This window comes from Pelagicoccus mobilis (assembly GCF_016595505.1).
Lineage (GTDB): Bacteria > Verrucomicrobiota > Verrucomicrobiia > Opitutales > Opitutaceae > Pelagicoccus > Pelagicoccus mobilis.
On sequence record NZ_JAENIL010000066.1, the window covers coordinates 13,567 to 30,970 of the forward strand.

14 protein-coding genes are annotated in these 17,404 nt (G+C 55.8%); 11 read left to right on the forward strand and 3 right to left on the reverse strand.

Annotated features, from left to right (window positions below):
- Positions 1 to 281 precede the first annotated feature (281 nt).
- Together JIN87_RS24215 and trpB are read right to left on the reverse strand one after the other, a co-directional pair.
- The gene (locus tag JIN87_RS24215; protein ID WP_200358489.1) at positions 282 to 1,154 is read right to left on the reverse strand and encodes a YicC/YloC family endoribonuclease; all 873 of its coding nucleotides are present in this window, start codon (positions 1,152 to 1,154) and stop codon (positions 282 to 284) included.
- 91 nt (positions 1,155 to 1,245) lie between these two features.
- Positions 1,246 to 2,469 carry a tryptophan synthase subunit beta gene (gene trpB, locus JIN87_RS24220; protein WP_200358491.1) on the reverse strand — a complete coding sequence of 408 codons (1,224 nt, stop codon included), beginning with the start codon at positions 2,467 to 2,469 and terminating at the stop codon, positions 1,246 to 1,248.
- A gap of 205 nt (positions 2,470 to 2,674) precedes the next feature.
- Between trpB and JIN87_RS28405 the strand changes: the two genes are divergently transcribed.
- The 3 genes from JIN87_RS28405 to JIN87_RS24235 all read left to right on the forward strand — a co-directional run bounded on the left by JIN87_RS28405 (position 2,675) and on the right by JIN87_RS24235 (position 6,869).
- Positions 2,675 to 4,645 (forward strand): methyl-accepting chemotaxis protein, encoded by a 1,971-nt coding sequence (locus JIN87_RS28405; RefSeq protein ID WP_234033591.1) that lies wholly within the window; start codon positions 2,675 to 2,677, stop codon positions 4,643 to 4,645.
- A 248-nt stretch (positions 4,646 to 4,893) separates the two neighbouring features.
- A complete protein-coding gene (locus tag JIN87_RS24230) occupies positions 4,894 to 5,724 on the forward strand; it encodes a spondin domain-containing protein (protein WP_200358493.1) in 831 nt (276 codons plus the stop codon).
- A gap of 116 nt (positions 5,725 to 5,840) precedes the next feature.
- The gene (locus tag JIN87_RS24235) at positions 5,841 to 6,869 is read left to right on the forward strand and encodes a metal-dependent hydrolase (protein ID WP_200358495.1); all 1,029 of its coding nucleotides are present in this window, start codon (positions 5,841 to 5,843) and stop codon (positions 6,867 to 6,869) included.
- Positions 6,870 to 6,873: 4 nt separating this feature from the next.
- Here the strand turns inward: JIN87_RS24235 and JIN87_RS24240 are convergent, their stop codons facing one another.
- A complete protein-coding gene (locus tag JIN87_RS24240; RefSeq protein WP_200358497.1) occupies positions 6,874 to 7,758 on the reverse strand; it encodes a LysR substrate-binding domain-containing protein in 885 nt (294 codons plus the stop codon).
- Between the two features lie 70 nt (positions 7,759 to 7,828).
- On the opposite strand from JIN87_RS24240, the gene JIN87_RS24245 reads away from it, so the two are divergent.
- The 8 genes from JIN87_RS24245 (at position 7,829) to JIN87_RS24280 (ending at position 17,368) form a co-directional block, all read left to right on the forward strand.
- Positions 7,829 to 9,037 (forward strand): aminotransferase-like domain-containing protein, encoded by a 1,209-nt coding sequence (locus tag JIN87_RS24245; protein WP_200358499.1) that lies wholly within the window; start codon positions 7,829 to 7,831, stop codon positions 9,035 to 9,037.
- Positions 9,034 to 9,309: a hypothetical protein gene (locus tag JIN87_RS24250; protein ID WP_200358501.1), complete on the forward strand. Its 276-nt coding sequence runs from the start codon at positions 9,034 to 9,036 to the stop codon at positions 9,307 to 9,309. Before JIN87_RS24245 ends, JIN87_RS24250 begins: the two co-directional genes overlap by 4 nt.
- 78 nt (positions 9,310 to 9,387) lie before the next feature.
- Complete coding sequence (locus JIN87_RS24255) at positions 9,388 to 11,418, forward strand: response regulator (RefSeq protein WP_200358503.1); 2,031 nt, start codon at positions 9,388 to 9,390, stop codon at positions 11,416 to 11,418.
- A gap of 159 nt (positions 11,419 to 11,577) precedes the next feature.
- The gene (locus JIN87_RS24260) at positions 11,578 to 12,378 is read left to right on the forward strand and encodes a TatD family hydrolase (protein WP_200358505.1); all 801 of its coding nucleotides are present in this window, start codon (positions 11,578 to 11,580) and stop codon (positions 12,376 to 12,378) included.
- Between the two features lie 44 nt (positions 12,379 to 12,422).
- Positions 12,423 to 13,595: a metabolite traffic protein EboE gene (gene eboE / locus JIN87_RS24265; RefSeq protein WP_200358507.1), complete on the forward strand. Its 1,173-nt coding sequence runs from the start codon at positions 12,423 to 12,425 to the stop codon at positions 13,593 to 13,595.
- A gap of 241 nt (positions 13,596 to 13,836) precedes the next feature.
- Positions 13,837 to 14,727, forward strand: a complete 891-nt coding sequence (locus tag JIN87_RS24270) for a UbiA family prenyltransferase (RefSeq protein WP_200358509.1) — start codon at positions 13,837 to 13,839, stop codon at positions 14,725 to 14,727.
- A gap of 39 nt (positions 14,728 to 14,766) precedes the next feature.
- On the forward strand, positions 14,767 to 15,924 hold the full coding sequence (locus JIN87_RS24275) for a 3-dehydroquinate synthase (RefSeq protein WP_200358511.1): 1,158 nt from the start codon (positions 14,767 to 14,769) through the stop codon (positions 15,922 to 15,924).
- 85 nt (positions 15,925 to 16,009) lie between these two features.
- The gene (locus JIN87_RS24280) at positions 16,010 to 17,368 is read left to right on the forward strand and encodes an alkaline phosphatase family protein (RefSeq protein WP_200358513.1); all 1,359 of its coding nucleotides are present in this window, start codon (positions 16,010 to 16,012) and stop codon (positions 17,366 to 17,368) included.
- Positions 17,369 to 17,404 lie beyond the last annotated feature (36 nt).

A 17,404-nucleotide genomic window follows, 5' to 3' on the forward strand; every position in this document is an offset into this window, starting at 1 on the left:
CGCTCTTCAGGACAAGCCGCCAAAAGTTCGGACTCCACATCGGTCGGACAAAGAGGAAGTCGAGCAGAGGGTACTTTAGACTACCTTCGGCAAATCGCGAACTCCAATGGATCCTCGCCTTCTGCCGACCGCGAAATACGCAACGTTGCGCTTTTCGCGGTCGCCCTTTGGTTCATGTCGCACAATTTATGTTCGAACTTTGATTGTGCACATCTCGCCTTCACACCGCCAAGCCCTTCCCATTCAGGGCCACTTTCTCTCGTCGATGGACTCCTCGAGACTTATTCGACGTTGGCGACTTGCTCGCGAACGCGCTCCAGTTCATTCTTCATTTCAAGCACAAGGCGAGAGACTTCGATGGAACTCGCCTTGCTGCCAGTCGTGTTGATCTCGCGACCAACCTCTTGCAAAAGGAATTCCAGAGGACGACCAACCGGCTCGCCTTTTTCTATCAATTGGGAGAATTGCTCAAGGTGGCTATCCAGCCGTGTAATCTCTTCCGAGATATCGCAACGGTCAGCAAACAATGCGATCTCTCGCAAAACGCGTTCATCGTTCACGTCGAGCTCCAAGCCGCCTTGCTCTAGGCGGGCGAGCAAGTTTTCCCGGTACTTCTCGACCATGCCAGGAGCGTGCTCCTTCACTTGAGAAACGAGTGTCTCCAATTTTTCACGACGTGACTCAAGATCCGCTTTGAGGGCAGCACCTTCTTTCTCACGCATGGCTACGAGCTCTTCGAGCGCTGTATCCACCGCCTTAAGCAGGAGAGCTTCTGCAGTCTTTTCCGGTAATCCCGCCTCCTCGCCTTCCAAAAGGCGCGAAATCTGAACAAGCAGATCCGCGTCCACAGAAAAAGGAGCTCCATGGCGTTCAGCGACCGCCTTTAAACGATCGATCGCAGCGTCTATCTGCTCATCACTGGGCAGCCCACCGCCTACCGCACCATCTTGACGCACTTCCAAGGAAAATTGAAAACGTCCGCGAGCTGCCACCTTGCGAACACGTTCTTGAACGCCGCGCTCAAGCTGCTGCAACTCCTTCGGAAGCGAACACATGACCTCCAGGTTCTTGCGATTCACCGAACTCACGCGCAGCGAAACGACAACCCCATCTTCCGCCAACTCGCAGCGGCCAAATCCAGTCATGCTTTTCATAATACAATAAATTTCCCCCACGAAGTTTCACGAAGAAACAGCATATCAAATAATTCTTAGTGTTCCTTAGTGATCTTAGTGGGCAAAAAAATTAAACGTCAGCGCCGAACATTTTGGCGACTTGGTTCACGTCCTTATCACCGCGACCACTCAGACTCATTACAAGTATATCGTCCTTGCTCATCTCAGGAGCTCGCTTGAGCACGTAAGCGAGAGCGTGACTCGACTCGAGAGCGGGAATGATTCCTTCCGTACGGCTCAAGGTCTTAAAGGCTTCCAATACATCCTCATCCGTCGCGTACGCGTAATCGATACGCCCTGTATCACGATAGTAGGCATGCTCCGGACCAATCGCCGCATAATCGAGTCCAGCGGAGATCGAATGAGTCAACTCGATCTGACCATCCGGATCCTGCAGGATGTAAGTCTTGGATCCCTGCAAAACCCCCAAGCGGCCGCCTTCGAAACGGGCAGCATGCTGGCCGAGCTTGATTCCATGACCACCCGCTTCGACACCAACCATGCGAATCCCCTCCTCATCAAGAAAATCGTAGAACAAGCCGATCGCATTGCTCCCGCCACCGACACATGCCACGAGCTCGTCCGGCAAACGCCCTTCCTTCTCCAAGATCTCTTTGCGTGTCTCCTCGCCGATCACCTTGTGAAAATCGCGCACCATCATCGGGTACGGATGGGCTCCGAGAGCTGAACCTAGGATGTAGTGCGTATCGCGAACATTGGTTACCCAATCGCGCATCGCTTCATTGACGGCGTCCTTGAGCGTCTTTTGACCACTCTCGACTCCACGCACCTCCGCTCCGCAAAGCTCCATACGGAAGACGTTCAGCTTCTGACGCTCCATGTCGACCGCCCCCATGTAGACCACACACTCGAGACCGAAATGAGCACACACTGTCGCTGTCGCTACCCCATGCTGCCCCGCTCCCGTTTCCGCAATCACACGCTTCTTCCCCATGCGTTTCGCGAGCAAAGCCTGACCGATCGCATTGTTGATCTTGTGCGCCCCCGTGTGGAGCAGGTCTTCACGCTTCAGGTAGATTTTTGCTCCCCCAAGCTCCTTCGTCAGATTCTCTGCAAAGTACAAGCCGGTCGGACGTCCCGCAAACTCCTTAAGATAGTAAGCCAACTCTTTCTGGAACTCCGGGTCCTCCTTCGCGATTTCGTACTCCTTGGTCAGGTCCTCCAAGGCGGTAACCAAGGTTTCAGGCACGTAGCTGCCGCCAAATTGGCCAAAACGCCCACGCTCGTCGGGCAACGCTGATTTGTCGTTCGAAGTCTCGGGGCTCGAATTCATGCAGGCATAAGAAGTACCGCCCCTCACCTAATCAATCTGAAAAGCACACGAGAGTTTCCCTAGGTCGCACTCTCAAAGATCCCTCCCCAAGGAGTTCCACCTGTTCAAATGCTGAGGAAGACTCCCCCAGCAAACGTCAAAGAAATGCAAATAAACTACCTAGAGTTCAGCTCCTACGTGCCCAGGGTCGATTACCCCATTAGACATGACCAGCACCAAACGACCTCTCAAGACACGCCTCCTCATCTTCAGCCTTCTTATAGCGGTCGGGCCGCTCTCTCTCCTGATTTGGAGAACTGGGGTAAATGCCTCAAAGATCGAAAAGGACCTCCTCAACTCTTTCGGCGAATACGCCATCAGCACCATCGACATTGTCGAGCGCAACCTCTTCGAACGCTACGGCGATGCCCAAGCCTTCGCAGCCAACGAAGTCCTCCTCGATCGCGACCAGTGGGGTAAAACGAAAGCGTCAGAAAATGGAGTAATCCGAGCCATGAACGCCTACATGGACCTCTACGACATCTACTCCATCATGATCGCCGTCGACCTCGACGGAAACCCGATCGCTGCCAACACTCTCGACGCCGACGGACGCCCCACCGACAACAGCTGGGTCTACCAAAAGAATTTCAAAAACGAAGCTTGGTTCCGCAACGCCGTTAGCGGCAACTTCCTCACCGGAAACGGCACAGACGGCACTGTCGTCGAAGACGTACACGCCGACCCTCTCGTGAAGCGCGCGATCGGAGGTGACGGCCTCGCCATCAGCTATTCCACCCCCATCAAGGATACCAACGGAAGCACCATCGGTGTCTGGACAAATCGCGTTTCGATCCAGCTCCTAAAAGACATCATCGAGGATACATACCGAAACCTCGCAAAAATCGGCTACAAAACTTCCGAGATCACACTTCTGGATAGCCAAGGACGCGTAGTTATCGATCTCGATCCGCACCTCAACGAAGGCCAGATCGAAGCCAACCCCGACTCCTCCGTCATCCTCAAGCTCAATCTCGCCGAAAAAGGAGTCCAAGCCGCCCAAGCCGCCGTCGCTGGCAAACAAGGCGCCATGCTCTCCTTCCACGCCCGCAAGAAGATCAACCAAGTCGCCGGATACGCCCACTCGGATGGGGCCATGGGTTACAAAGGCCTCGACTGGAACATCCTCGTCCGCGTCAACGAAGAAGAGGCCATGGCTGGCTTCCAAGCCCTCAGCCGCGAGTCGGTCGTAATATCCATCGCTTGTCTGCTCGTGGCCGGCTTCATGGCATGGAGCCTCTCAAAACGCATCGCCAATCCCCTCATTTCAATCACCGAGCAACTAGATAAAACCGTGCAAGTTACCCGCGACTCGGCCGGAGCATTGCTAGATAGCTCACAATCCCTCGCCGACGGTTCCTCCGAACAGGCAGCGAACGTCGAAGAAACCTCCTCGTCCACCGAGCAGCTCAATTCCATGACCGCTCAAAACTCCGAAAGCGTCGCGAGGGCCCTCCATGAAGTTCAATCCGCCAACCTCATCGTCGACGACGCCAATTCCAAGCTCACCGCCCTCAGTGAAGCGATGAACGAGATCTCCGCCGCTAGCGACGAGACCAAAAACATCATCAAGACCATCGACGAAATCGCTTTCCAAACCAACATCCTCGCCCTCAATGCCGCCGTCGAAGCCGCCCGAGCTGGAGAAGCAGGCGCCGGATTCGCCATCGTCGCAGACGAAGTTCGCAACCTCGCCGCCCGCGCCGCCCAGGCAGCCCAAGACACCTCCGGCCTGCTCGACCAAAACATCCAGAAGATCGCCGTCGGCACCGAGTCCGTCGATCAAACCAACGCCGGCTTCAGCGAACTAAAGAAAAAGACCGACCGCGTCTCCGAAATCATGCGCGAGGTCAACGACGCCTCCCACCAACAAACGGAAGGCCTCAAACAAATCACTTCCGCCATCAATCAGATCAGCCACATCACCCAGCAAAACGCGTCCGGGGCCGAAGAAGTCGCATCCGCATCAAGCGACGTAGATTCCCAAGCAGTCAAAATCACCCAGTCGATCGCAAACCTCCACGAACTAGTTCACGGCCAAGAGGAGCCAAACAAAACACCAGCCCGAAAAACGACCGCTCCAGCTCCCAGCTCAAACCGCCGAATCCCCCAATCAGAGCTGGCGTCCTTCAACTAGGACACCAAACAATCCAACAACTTTCCCAAGGCATGATCCGATCTATTCGGGTCATGCCTTTTTCGTCTCTAAACATCGGATACACAACCTCTTGATACAGTATCCAAAGAGAGCCTACAAAATTCTATCCTAAGAAAAACTAAACTCTCCGGGAATAAATCCACCATCCGCCTTCTCTCATCATCGGCGCCGGGCAACAAAGCCCTCCTTCAAGATCGATCTGAAACAACTCGTCTCAGAATCTAAAAATGCACACACATAAAAATTCCCTTACCCGTGCCGCGCTCCGCGGTATCGTCGCCGCTTTCTGCCTTGCCGGAGCCAGCGCCCACGCCATCACCGTAAAGGTTAAAGTCGAAAACGTCAGCCAAACAGACGGACTCTGGTTTACTCCCGTTTTCTTTGGATTCCACAATGGATCTTTCGACACTTTCGACGCCGGACTCACAGCCCCAGGGCCGATCGAAGACATCGCCGAAGGTGGAGTGGTCGACGGACTGGTGAACGACGCTGATGCGGCCGGGATCAAAAACCATGTTCTAGCCGACGACGCAAGCGAAGCCGGAGGACCACCCGTTCTCTTTTCACCTGGAGAGTCCGCTTACTTTACCACCACCTTGGACTCGCTCTCGAATCGCTACCTGAGCTTCGCCTCAATGCTCCTGCCGTCGAACGACGCATTTTTCGGAAACCCAAATCCGACCCAGTACGAACTCTTCGATGTATTCGGAAACTTCAAACACGGCTTCCAAATCGACTTGTTCGGCTCCGACATCTGGGATGCGGGTACAGAGCAAAACGACTTCCTAGGCGCTCCCCTATCCTCCCTCATGGGCACCAGTACAGAGACAATGGGCTCGGTTCAGCTTCTCGGACAAAGCGGACTTAACGAATTTAGCGGAAGAGGTCTAGCAGTAGGAGGGAACCTCTCAGACAGTCTATACGTAGACGATCAGATCGCTCGAATCTCCGTTCAGCAAGTCCCAGACTCCACCCAATACATCGGATTCCTCGGAGCCTTCGCCATCATCGGCTTCCGACTCCTCGCCAAAAAACGCATGGGCAAAGAAGACGCCTAAAATCAATTTTCACACAACACATACGAAGCGGCAGCCTCCTCGGGGAGGCTGCCATTTAGTTTCCGACGCCCGCTTTTCTTCTTCACCCTTTACCCTTCAGCCTTCAGCTTTCCCGGGTGGACCCAATCAGCCAAGGAGCCCTAGGAGCAGTCGCCGCCCTTTCCATTTCAAAATCCCCGCATGCCCGCATAGCAGCGTTCGCCGGTGCCGTCGGAGGCATGCTCGCCGACGCCGACATACTTATCAAATCCGCGTCAGATCCGCTCCTAAATATAGAATACCACCGCCATTTCAGCCACTCCTTGCTCTTCATCCCCGTTGGCGGACTCATTGCAGCCCTGCTCCTCTTCTACTTTTTCCGCAAAAAGATCAAGCCAGCAGAACTCTACCTGTACTGCACATCCGGATACGCCACCGCCGGTCTACTCGACGCCTGCACGAGCTACGGCACCCAGCTTCTCTGGCCATTTTCCGATCTGAGAGTATCATGGAGCATCATCTCGATCATCGATCCCATCTTCACCCTCCCCATCGTCATTCTCATCTGCATCGCCGTATTCAGAAAAAAGCCACAGTTCGGACAAGCAGCCCTCGCCTTCGCAATCTGCTACCTATCACTTGGCTTCATTCAACACACCAGAGCCAAAGCTCAACTCGACCTTATCATCGAAAGTCGTGGGCACGACTCAGCCACGCGCCGCACCGTCAAACCATCCATCGCGAACCTCATCGTCTGGCGTAGCGTCTATCTCCACGACAACACCTATTACGTCGATGCCATCCGAGTCGCAAAACTCGGAAAACCCCAAATCTACGAAGGCGCTCACCTTCCTGCCTACGACCTCGAGTCCGCCCTTGCCAACCACCCCGAAGACTCCCCTCTCGCAAGCGACCTCACTCGCTTCAATCACTTTTCAGAAGGCTACCTAGCCGCCCTCCCCGACGAGCCAAACTTCATCACCGACCTCCGCTACTCCGCCATCCCGAATTCAATCAATCCGCTCTGGGGCCTGAACCTGAATGAGATCAACCAGGCCGGCCACGCCGCGTTCGAAAACCGCCGAGCCCTAAGCGAAGAGGATCGCGAATCCTTCGCCCGAATGTTCAAAGGCGAAGAATCCCCAGCCACTCAACCCCATCCCTAGAGCTTCACCCTTTCAGCAAACTCAGCATCGCCCCCAAGCGATCGCTCTCTGCCGGACGGTACAGAAAAACCTCCCTCAACTTAGCTTCCGCTCCCACAACAGGAATCGCAGCGACCCGATCCCCCGCCGCCTTCAAAGCAGATCTCGGCAACAAAGCTACCCCGCACCCAGCTACCACCATGCTCAGGATTGCATCCGAGCCATTCGTCTCCCGCAACGAGTCGATACGAGCTCCCTCCTTGGCGAAGAGTCCGTCCAAGAAATCCCGATACGAAGGAGCCAGCGAACCCGTCAGCACCACCAACGTCTCACCCTCCAAGTCTCCGATTCGCAACCGCTTCCGCTCCGCCAAACGATGCCCCCTCGGCACGCACACCAACAGCGGCTCCTCTTTCCACTGAAAGCTCGCAACTCCCCTCGGCAACGACTTCGGCTCCACACCCAAAAACGCCCCATCGATTTCGCCAGTCTCAACCTGGCGCAACAAATCCGCAGGAGCCAGATCCACCAGGCTCAACTGCGTATCCGGATGCTCCTTACGATAAAGCTCCAGCACAGCCAGCAACTGATCACCCATCAACGCACCCACGAACCCCAATCGCAAAACCGATTCCTCTCCCTCCGCAGCCCTTCGCGCTCCCTCAACCGCGCGAGCAAGAATAGCCGGCAGACGATAGACCTCCTTCAAAAAGACATCCCCCGCCGCGCTCAGCGAAACCCGGCGCCCCTGCCGGACAAACAACTTCGTCCCCACAATTTCCTCCAGTTCACGCACCGTTCGGCTCAACTGAGGTTGAGCCACCCCCAAACGCTCCGCCGCCATCGAGAAATGAAAATCGCGACACACCTCCAGAAACGCCAACACCTGCCTATGACTCGGAACTTCCATAACAATTTTGATATCGAACCCAACAAAAACTGATATTTCCGTTATTTAAAGACTTTTGCTAGTATTGGGGATGAAAACCCCGTCCACCACTTCCGCTCGTCTCGCAGGCCGCATCAAGCATCTGACTGGCTCGGTCGCTCGCGACATCCTTTCCCGCACCCAGGACAAGGAAATCATCTCCTTCGCCGGCGGCCTTCCCGACGCGACCCTGTGGCAAGACCTTAAGCTTCCGGAAGTCCCCCCCGCGGCCTACCAGTACGGCCCCTCCGAAGGCGAGCACTCGCTCCGCTCCATCCTCGCGGAACGCAACAATTCGCTCGGCCTTCCCGCCACTCCCGAAAACACCCTCATCACATCCGGCTCCCAGCAAGGCATCGACCTCGCTGCCAAACTCCTGCTCGAGCCCGGCACGCCCCTCATCCTAGAGGCTCCCTCCTACCTCGCTGCCATCCAAGTGTTCTCGCTCTTCGAAGCCGAGCTCCACACCCTCGCAGTCGACACCGACGGCATCTGCCCCCAAGCGCTCGATCGTCTTCTCACCGAAACCCAAGCGCCCGCCGTCTACCTAAACCCAACGTTCCAAAATCCCTCCGGCAAGTGCTACTCGCTCGAACGACGCCAGCAAATCGCCGCCGTTCTCGACCAGCACGGCACCCTCCTCATGGAGGACGATCCTTACCGCGACATCTACTACGACGAAGCTCCCCCCGCCCCCATAGCCAGCTTCCTCAAATCCGCCCCATGGATCTACTTCGCTAGCGTATCAAAAACGCTAATACCTGGCCTTCGCCTCGGCAGCCTCACCTGCTCGCCCGAACTCTACGACGACCTTCTCAAGCTCAAGCAAGCCTCCGACCTGCATAGCAACCGCCCCGCCCAATTCATCGCGGCCAGCATGCTCGCCGACGAAGCAGAACGCGCCGAACGAATCGAAGGCCTCTGCCAGCACTACCGCCAAAAGCGCGACTCCATGCAGCAAGCCCTCGCCCAACATTTCACCGATCTCGCGACCTGGGAAATCCCGTCCGGCGGCATGTTCTTCTGGCTCGACCTCGAGCAGTCGATCGACCTCTACGCCGCTCTGGAAAAAACGCTCGAGAAAGGCGTCGCCTTCATGCCCGGCAGCCCCTTCTTCACCGAAAAGTGCGACCAAGGCTGCAGCATCCGCATCAACTTCTCCCTCGTTTCGCCCAAGAGCATGGACAAGGGCATCAAAATACTCAGCGATGCAGTCCGCGACTTGCAACAGGCCTCGACTTGCGTAGAGTCGATAGCATGAAGCCTGCAACCCCACAGAATGTCGTCGATCTCTACTTCATGGACGCACGCTCCAAGCTGATCGACATCGCCGCCTTCATGGATCGCGTCGAAAATGCAGGACTCAAGGACGACTTCCGTTACCAAGCTTTCCTCAACGCTCTCAAAGAGCTAGGCGAAGGCGAACGCACGAAATCCGTTCTAGAATCCCTCAGCGATCCGACCAAAGAACTGATCCCCGAAGCCACCACCAAAGCCGCTTGCGGCGCTTGGCCCGGAATGGACAGTCTCTAGAATCACAGCGCGGCCCACGCTGCTCCAGCAGCCACTTTCAGCGGTAGGTTCGGATCTTCATCCACCTACCGCTTTGCTTTGCCAGGACCACAAGAGACGAAGGAGACAACACCTCTGCCAGGCGCCTCAAAACGCCCTAGGCGACTTCAGGAAAAGTCCTCAAATCGCCTCAAATACCTACGCGGTACTCCCCCCACTCCGATAGAGAGCGGAAGCACCGACTCTCAACGCATGCGCCCCGGAGACAAATTCTTGAATCAACCGAATCAAGATCCCTCGACCTCAGACCTAGACTGTTTGACCGAGCGGATAGTGAACACCTGCGCAAAGTACTCTCTAGTACTCGTCACCCCCATCTACCTCATGACGCTGTTCCGCTCCCTGAGCGTTCGATGGGATTGGTCCAGCAACCTCCACACCCTGTGTTTCCTCATCCTGATTGCTGCAGTTTTGCTACGAAACAAGATTTCGCCCAACCTTCAATCCGGAGCCATCCTCACCGTATCTCTCATCGCCTCCGCGGCAGGCCTAGCCTCGCTCGGCTTGCTATCGAGCAGCCCAATTCTCCTCGTAGGCTTCGCCGTGCTCAGCGCAATCTTCGTTGGACTGTATTGGTCGATCACCTTCACCACGCTCGCAACACTGGCGACCCTCCTTATCTCTGAAGCCTTCATCCGAGGCCACTTAAGCTACACCATCGACGAGCTATCCTATCTGCACTCGCGTACCCCTTGGCTTATCAAAGCGATCCATATCGCTGCAATCGGCCTCCTCGTCGCCTACATCGTTTCGTGGATCTTCACCTCCCTACAAAAAACGATTTCCAAGCTACGCGAAAACGAGCGGGAACTCGCCCACTCCAACAACCAGCTCCAAAAGCAAGCCGCCCAACTCGAAGAGCAAGCCACCCAGCTCGAAGAACAAGCCGAAACCCTAAAGGAGGAACGCGACAAGGCCCAGGCCGCGTCTCGTGCCAAAGACCAGTTCCTCTCCGTCGTCAGCCACGAACTCCGCACCCCGCTCAATCCGGTCATCGGCTTTCTCGGACTCATCAAAAGCGAGAACGAACTCCCCCCTGAAAGTCGCGAACAACTCGAAGTCGTTCTCCAATCCAGCGAACATCTGCTCCGCATGATCGACCAAGTCGTCGACTTCTCTGAGCTCGACAGAGGCGAACTGATCATAAAACCAAGCAGCTTCCCGCTCGATCAACTGAAGAGCGAACTCGCCTTCCGACTATCGAACGACGCGAAGAAAAGCCAACTCGATCTCCAGATACACAACAAAGCAGCCCCCGGCACAAACATCGAAATCGACAAGAGTCGGCTTCTCCAAGTCGTCGGAGAAATCGGAACCAACGCCCTTAAGTTCACAAGCCAAGGCAGCGTCGAGATCTCCATCGAGCTCGGCGACACCGACACGCCAGAGACAAAAAAACTCCGCATCCAAGTCTCTGATACAGGCATCGGGATCCCACAAGAAAGCCTCGTATCCATCTTCGATCCTTTCACCCAGGCCGAGACCACCCGCACCCGAAACTTCGGTGGATTCGGATTGGGCTTAGCCTTCTGCGATCAAGTCGTCAAAGCCCTCGGAGGGACTCTCTTCATCGCAAGCGAGGTCGACAAAGGCACCCGAGTCACCATCGAAATTCCCGTCCAAGCAAATGCTGCCCAGTCCCCGGCCAAACGACCCAAAGCCAAGACCAAACCCAAATTTTCCGCCCCATACGAAATCCTCGTCGTCGAAGACAGTCCCACCAATCAAAAGGTGGTAACGTCTCTTCTCAAACGCATGGGCGCCCAAACAACCTGCGCCGACAACGGCCGCATCGCCCTCGAAATCCTCGAGCAGCGAACCTTCGACGCCATTCTCATGGATCTCAGCATGCCCGAGATGGACGGCATCACCGCGACCCGCGAAATCCGCAAGCGGGACGAACTCGACACGATCCCCATCGTCGCCCTCACAGCCCACTCCTATTCCAGCGCCGAAGCAGAGTGCATGGACGCGGGCATGAACGGATTTCTCACCAAACCCGTTAAGGCCAACAAACTCTTCGAAACGCTCGCCCGAGAACTCCGCTCCGCCCCCGAAGAAGCAGCCTAACGAGAGGATCAGTTCCTCAAATAGCCTCTTCGCTGAACTAATACAGCGCCCCAAACCGCACAGAACGGTTGCCATGCTACCGCGCACCCTCAAAACATAGCGGAAACCAACAGCAGATTTCCCTGGAACCTGACACCCGCGACCCGGAACCAATTTCTCATGCGCTACATCGAGCCACACGCCCACATGGTCAGCCGTACCACCGACGACTACGTCTCTATGGTCACCGCCGGCTGCAAAGCTGTCTGCGAACCCGCCTTCTGGGCAGGCTTCGACCGCAGCTCCTCCAAGGGCTTCTACGACTACTTCCGACAACTCACCGAATACGAGCCTGCCCGAGCCGCGAAATTTCAGCTGCCTCATTTCTCCTGGCTCTGCATCAACCCAAAGGAATCCGAAGACCTCGCCCTCGCCCAGGAAGTCCTCGACCTCATCCCAGAATTCCTCGACAAGCCCAACGTGCTCGGCATCGGAGAAATCGGCCTGAATAAAAACAGCCGCAACGAGATGACGATTCTAGAGAAGCACGTCGACCTCGCAGCCAAGCACAACCAGCTCATTCTCGTCCATACTCCCCACCTTGAGGATAAGCTCAAAGGTACGAAGCTCATCGTCGATCTCATCAAGTCCGACTCCCGCATCGCCCCCAATCGCGTCCTCATCGACCACGTCGAAGAGCACACCGTAAAATACGTCATGGACGCCGGCATGTGGGGAGGCATTACCCTGTATCCAGAATCCAAAGCCACCTCGCCCCGAGCCATCGACATGCTCGAAACCTACGGAGCCGATCGCCTCTGGATGAACTCCGCCTGCGACTGGGGGATTTCCGTCCCTCTCGCCGTTCCCTACGCCGCCATGGAAATGCGCCGCCGCGGCTACGACGACGAGACCATCGACCAGGTCTTCTTCCAGACCCCCTACAACTTCCTCAGCCAGTCCCCCAACTTCAAAATCTAACTCTAGGTGGATCGCCTTCTCCGAAGGCGATCATGTGTGCCCCCATGCGTCTAAAAAACAACGCTCACCTTGCCTACTGCACCAACGTCCACCCCGGAAAAGATTGGCAAGAAACCTTCCACTCGCTGCAACAAGACGTTCTCGCTGTTCGCCAAAACGTGTGCCCGGATGCCGAATACGCGATCGGCCTACGCTTGAGCGCCTCAGCAGCCCACGAGCTATCCAATCCCCAGACACTCGCAGCCTTCAAGCACTGGCTCGACGACAACAGCTGCTATGTCTTCACCATTAACGGTTTCCCCTACGGCAACTTCCACAACACCCGAGTAAAAGAAAACGCCTACTCCCCAGACTGGACGACTCCCGAACGCGTCGAATACACAAAACAGCTTTTCAACCTCCTTGTCGAATTCCTACCAAGCGGAGTCGCAGGATCCGTATCCACAGTCCCAGGATCCTTCAAAGACTTCATCAAAGCCCCCGAGCAAATAGATGTCATAAACGAAAACCTGTATCAAGTTTATCAACACATTGATCGTCTATCAGAAAGCACCGGCATCGACCTACACCTCGGCCTCGAACCCGAACCGCTCTGCCTCTTCGAAACCACCGACGAAACAATCCAATTCTTCGACCGTTTCCTCAACGGCCACTGCGACACCTCCTCCATCCTCAAGCGCATCGGAGTCAACTACGATACCTGCCACCTAGCCCTCCAGTACGAGAACGCACACGAATCGCTTTCAAAATTCCAGAGCCAGAACATCCGCATCTCAAAGATCCACCTCAGCTCCGCGCTCAAAGTCCAAGACCTCTCGCCTACCACCCTCGACCAACTAGACTCCTACTGCGAGCCCACCTACCTCCACCAAGTCATCACCCAAAACGCGGAACCCCAAATCGCTTCACGATTCGCCGATCTCCCCGACGCCCTCGCCGCACGCCGCAACGGTCAAGACACCTCCGACGAATGGCGTATCCACTTTCACATTCCCCTGCACAGCGAGCCCGCAGCTCCCCTTCAATCCACGAGCGACCACATCCTCGATACCCTCGACCACGTCGCAGCCGGTCCCGAACTCTGCCAACACTTCGAGATGGAGACCTACACCTGGGCAGTCCTACCAAACCAGCTGCACACCCGCTCCGTCGTCGACCAGATCACCCAAGAGTACAATTGGCTCCTCCCCCAACTAAAGTCCCGCCAGCTCCTCTAAGAAAAGTCCAATAAGTCACGCGGACTATCCCCATTAATACCATAATCCTGGTAGCGTCAGGGCACCGTTCCAGACGAAAACGAGATCAGTCACATTCCCACCCCGAGCCTCATCAGAGGCTCCCTATCCATAATCGCCATTGGCGATTATTCTAATCCAAAACTTCGTGGGCAAAAAAACAACATAGCAGGATCCCCAAAACATCCTTCCCTTTCCCCCTCTCACTCCCATCCTGCTCCGGGTGACGTCTTTCCGCACCCATCTCGCTCTCGGCCGCGTATCCAATCTCCCCACCGTCTGGTCCAATATCCTCTGCGCTTGGATCATCGTCGGCGGCTACAATCCCCTGCAACTCGCCAGCCTTCTCCTAGGAGCTAGCCTCCTCTACATCGGAGGCATGTATCTCAACGACTACTGCGACCGCGACTTCGACCAAGAATTCCGCCCAGACAGCCCGATCCCGAGCGGTTCAATTTCCGCAGCAAAGGTTCAGACATTCTCCATCGCCTTCCTACTCCTCGGCTTCGCCTGCCTCGCTTGGACCGGATTCGCCGCAGACAGGATCGACTGGCAACGCTTTCTCCCAACCGCCTTCGCCGCAGGCACGGTGCTCGCCATCGTGCTCTACGATAGCAACCACAAACAGAATCCCATCGCCCCCATCTACATGGCGGCCTGCCGCGCTCTTCTCTACCTCACCGTAGCCAGCGCCTTCGACAACGGAATCGACCTCAACAACCTTATCGCGACCGGAACCATCTTCGTTTACGTGATGGGCATCACCTTTCTGGCCCGCACCGAATCAACCACCAACGCGATCGACTACCCAGCCTTGGCAATGCTGATCGCTCCCATCCTGGGAGCATTCTACTACAACCGCCACGGTTTGGACCCACAACAAATCGCAGCCCTCGCGCTATTTATCGCCTGGATGGCTCGTTCCTTCCTGAGAGCAAGGGTCGATGGCCAACTCATAATCGGCAAAACCATCGGACCACTCATCGCATCCATCCCCCTTCTCGATCTCCTCATCCTCTCCAGCTTGAATCTAGCCACCCAAACCCACCTCATCATTTTCGCGAGCCTCTTCGCCCTCACCACAGCGGCCCAACGCTTCATCCGCGCTAGTTAATCCGGAACCCGGCAACCGTTACCCGGTACCAACCCTTCCATGTCCGATCTCCCAAATATCGAGCACTCCATCGCAATCCCTTACCAGCTAAGGGTCCTGTTTACAGAAAAGGCTTTCGACACGCAGAACCCACTCCTCCGGCACGTGCTCTGCGCCAAGGAATCCGGGGCTCGTCGTAAAGCGATTTTCTATGTCGACGAAGGCGTCGCATCTGCCAATCCGCAGCTGATCGCTCAAATAGAAGCCTATTTCCAGCACCACCGGGACGATCTCAACCTCCGCGGCATCCACCTGCTCCCCGCCGGCGAGCCGATCAAAAACAACACCGACTACTTAAAGCAGATCTACTCGCAAATCGAAGAGCAGAAGATTTGCCGCCATAGCTACCTCATAGCGATCGGCGGAGGAGCTCTGCTCGACACCGTTGGGTTCGCCGCCGCGACTGCCCATCGTGGCATTCGCCATATCCGCTTCCCAACTACAACCCTTGGCCAAGGAGATGCAGGAGTAGGCGTCAAAAACGGGTTCAACTTCCACGGAAAGAAAAACTTCGTCGGCTCGTTCGCTCCGCCCTTCGCCGTTATCAACGATTTCGCTTTTCTCGAAACGCTGCCAGAGAAACACCTCCGCAACGGCTACATTGAGGCGATAAAAGTCGCTCTCATCCGCGACGCTTCCTTCTTCGACTGGATCGAATCGAACGCCGATGCCCTGAACGCCAACGATACCGCAACCATTCGCGAACTCGTCCATCGCTCCGCTCAACATCACGTCACCCACATCGCTACCTCCGGAGATCCCTTCGAGATGGGCAGCGTTCGTCCCCTCGACTTCGGACATTGGGCGGCTCACAAACTGGAACAACTCTCCGACTTCCGCATATCCCACGGCGAGGCCGTCGCCATCGGTATCGCCATCGACACAATCTACTCCCAAAAAGCAGGCTACCTCGACCAGGCAAGCGTCGACCGTATCCTAAACCTCATACAAAAGCTCGGATTCGCAACATACGCTCCCGAGCTTGAGCATGAGTCCATTCCTGGTGAAAACACCACCCTCGCCGGTCTCGAAGAATTCCGCGAGCACCTCGGCGGCATCCTAACAATAACTCTCCTCAAAGAGATCGGCCAACGCTTCGAAGTCCACGAAATGGATACAGACCTAATCCTTCAATCCATTTCGCTTCTCCCTAGATAACCCGCTCCATCTTCTAGCACTCCGAACAGAAACAAAATCCCCCTTTGTGATTCTTCGTGCTCTTCGTGGGCAAAACGTACACTCCATGAACCGCCTAGCCGTCCTCAACATTGTCGGACTCACCCAACGCCACATCGGCGAGCACACCCCGCGTATCCAAAAATACGCCCAAAGCCACCGGCAATCGATCGTCAAACCAGCCTTCCCCGCGGTTACCTGCACTGCCCAATCCGACTACCTCACAGGTAAGCTTCCCTCCGAGCATGGCATCGTCGCCAATGGCTGGTACAATCGCGACTATTCCGAAATCCACTTCTGGAAACAGTCCAACCACCTCGTCAGCCAACCTAAGCTCTGGCAAAAGCTCAAAGAGGCGACCCCCAGTTTCAAAACCGCGAAACTCTTCTGGTGGTACAACATGTATTCATCGGCCGATTACACGATTACCCCGCGCCCGATGTATCCCGCGGATGGCCGCAAAGTGTTCGACGTTTACACCCAACCCATGGGTATGCGAGAGGAGATCAAAGCGGATCTTGGCGACTTCCCCTTCTTCACCTTCTGGGGTCCCAAAGCCAGCATCCCCTCCTCTCAATGGATCGCTAAGTCAGCCCAATGGGTCGAAGAGAAACATAGCCCGAACCTCAATCTCGTCTACCTTCCCCACCTCGATTACAACCTGCAACGCCTCGGTCCATCCCACCCAGACATCAGCAAAGACCTGCAAGAAATCGATACCGTCGTAGGCGATCTCATTGATTTCTTCGCCGCACGAAACGTGGAAGTCGTGTTGCTTTCTGAATACGGAATCACCGATGTCGATACCCCGATCCACATCAATCGCGCCCTCCGAGAAAAAGGTTGGATCACCATAAAAGACGAACTCGGTCTCGAGCAACTCGACTGCGGAGCGAGCAAAGCCTTCGCCGTAGCTGACCACCAAGTGGCTCATGTTTACCTAAACGACTCCAGTATCGAGAGCCAAGTCCGCGACGCCCTCCTCGCCCTCCCCGGCGTAACTGACGTACTTGACCGCAACTCTCAGATTCAAGCAGGGATCGCTCATGAGCGCAGCGGCGATCTCATCGCTATCGCCGCAGAAAACGCCTGGTTCACCCATTACTATTGGCTCGACGACGCGCTAGCCCCTGATTTCGCCCGCTGCGTCGACATCCATCGCAAAGCCGGCTACGACCCCGTCGAACTCTTCGTCGACCCCAATCTCAAACTGCCCGCAGCGAAGATCGCCAAGTTCCTCCTAAAAAAGAAGCTCGGCTTCAGAGCCCTATTAGACGTCATCCCGCTCGATGCAAAACTGGTCAAAGGCTCCCACGGCCGCCTCCCCCAAAACACCGAAGACTGGCCCATCTACATATCCCCAAGAGAGACCCCCAACCAACTCACCTCCCCCCAAGTCCACGACCAACTGCTTTCCCTTTTCTGACCACAAAATACTAGTATACAGTACCATGCCGTAGCG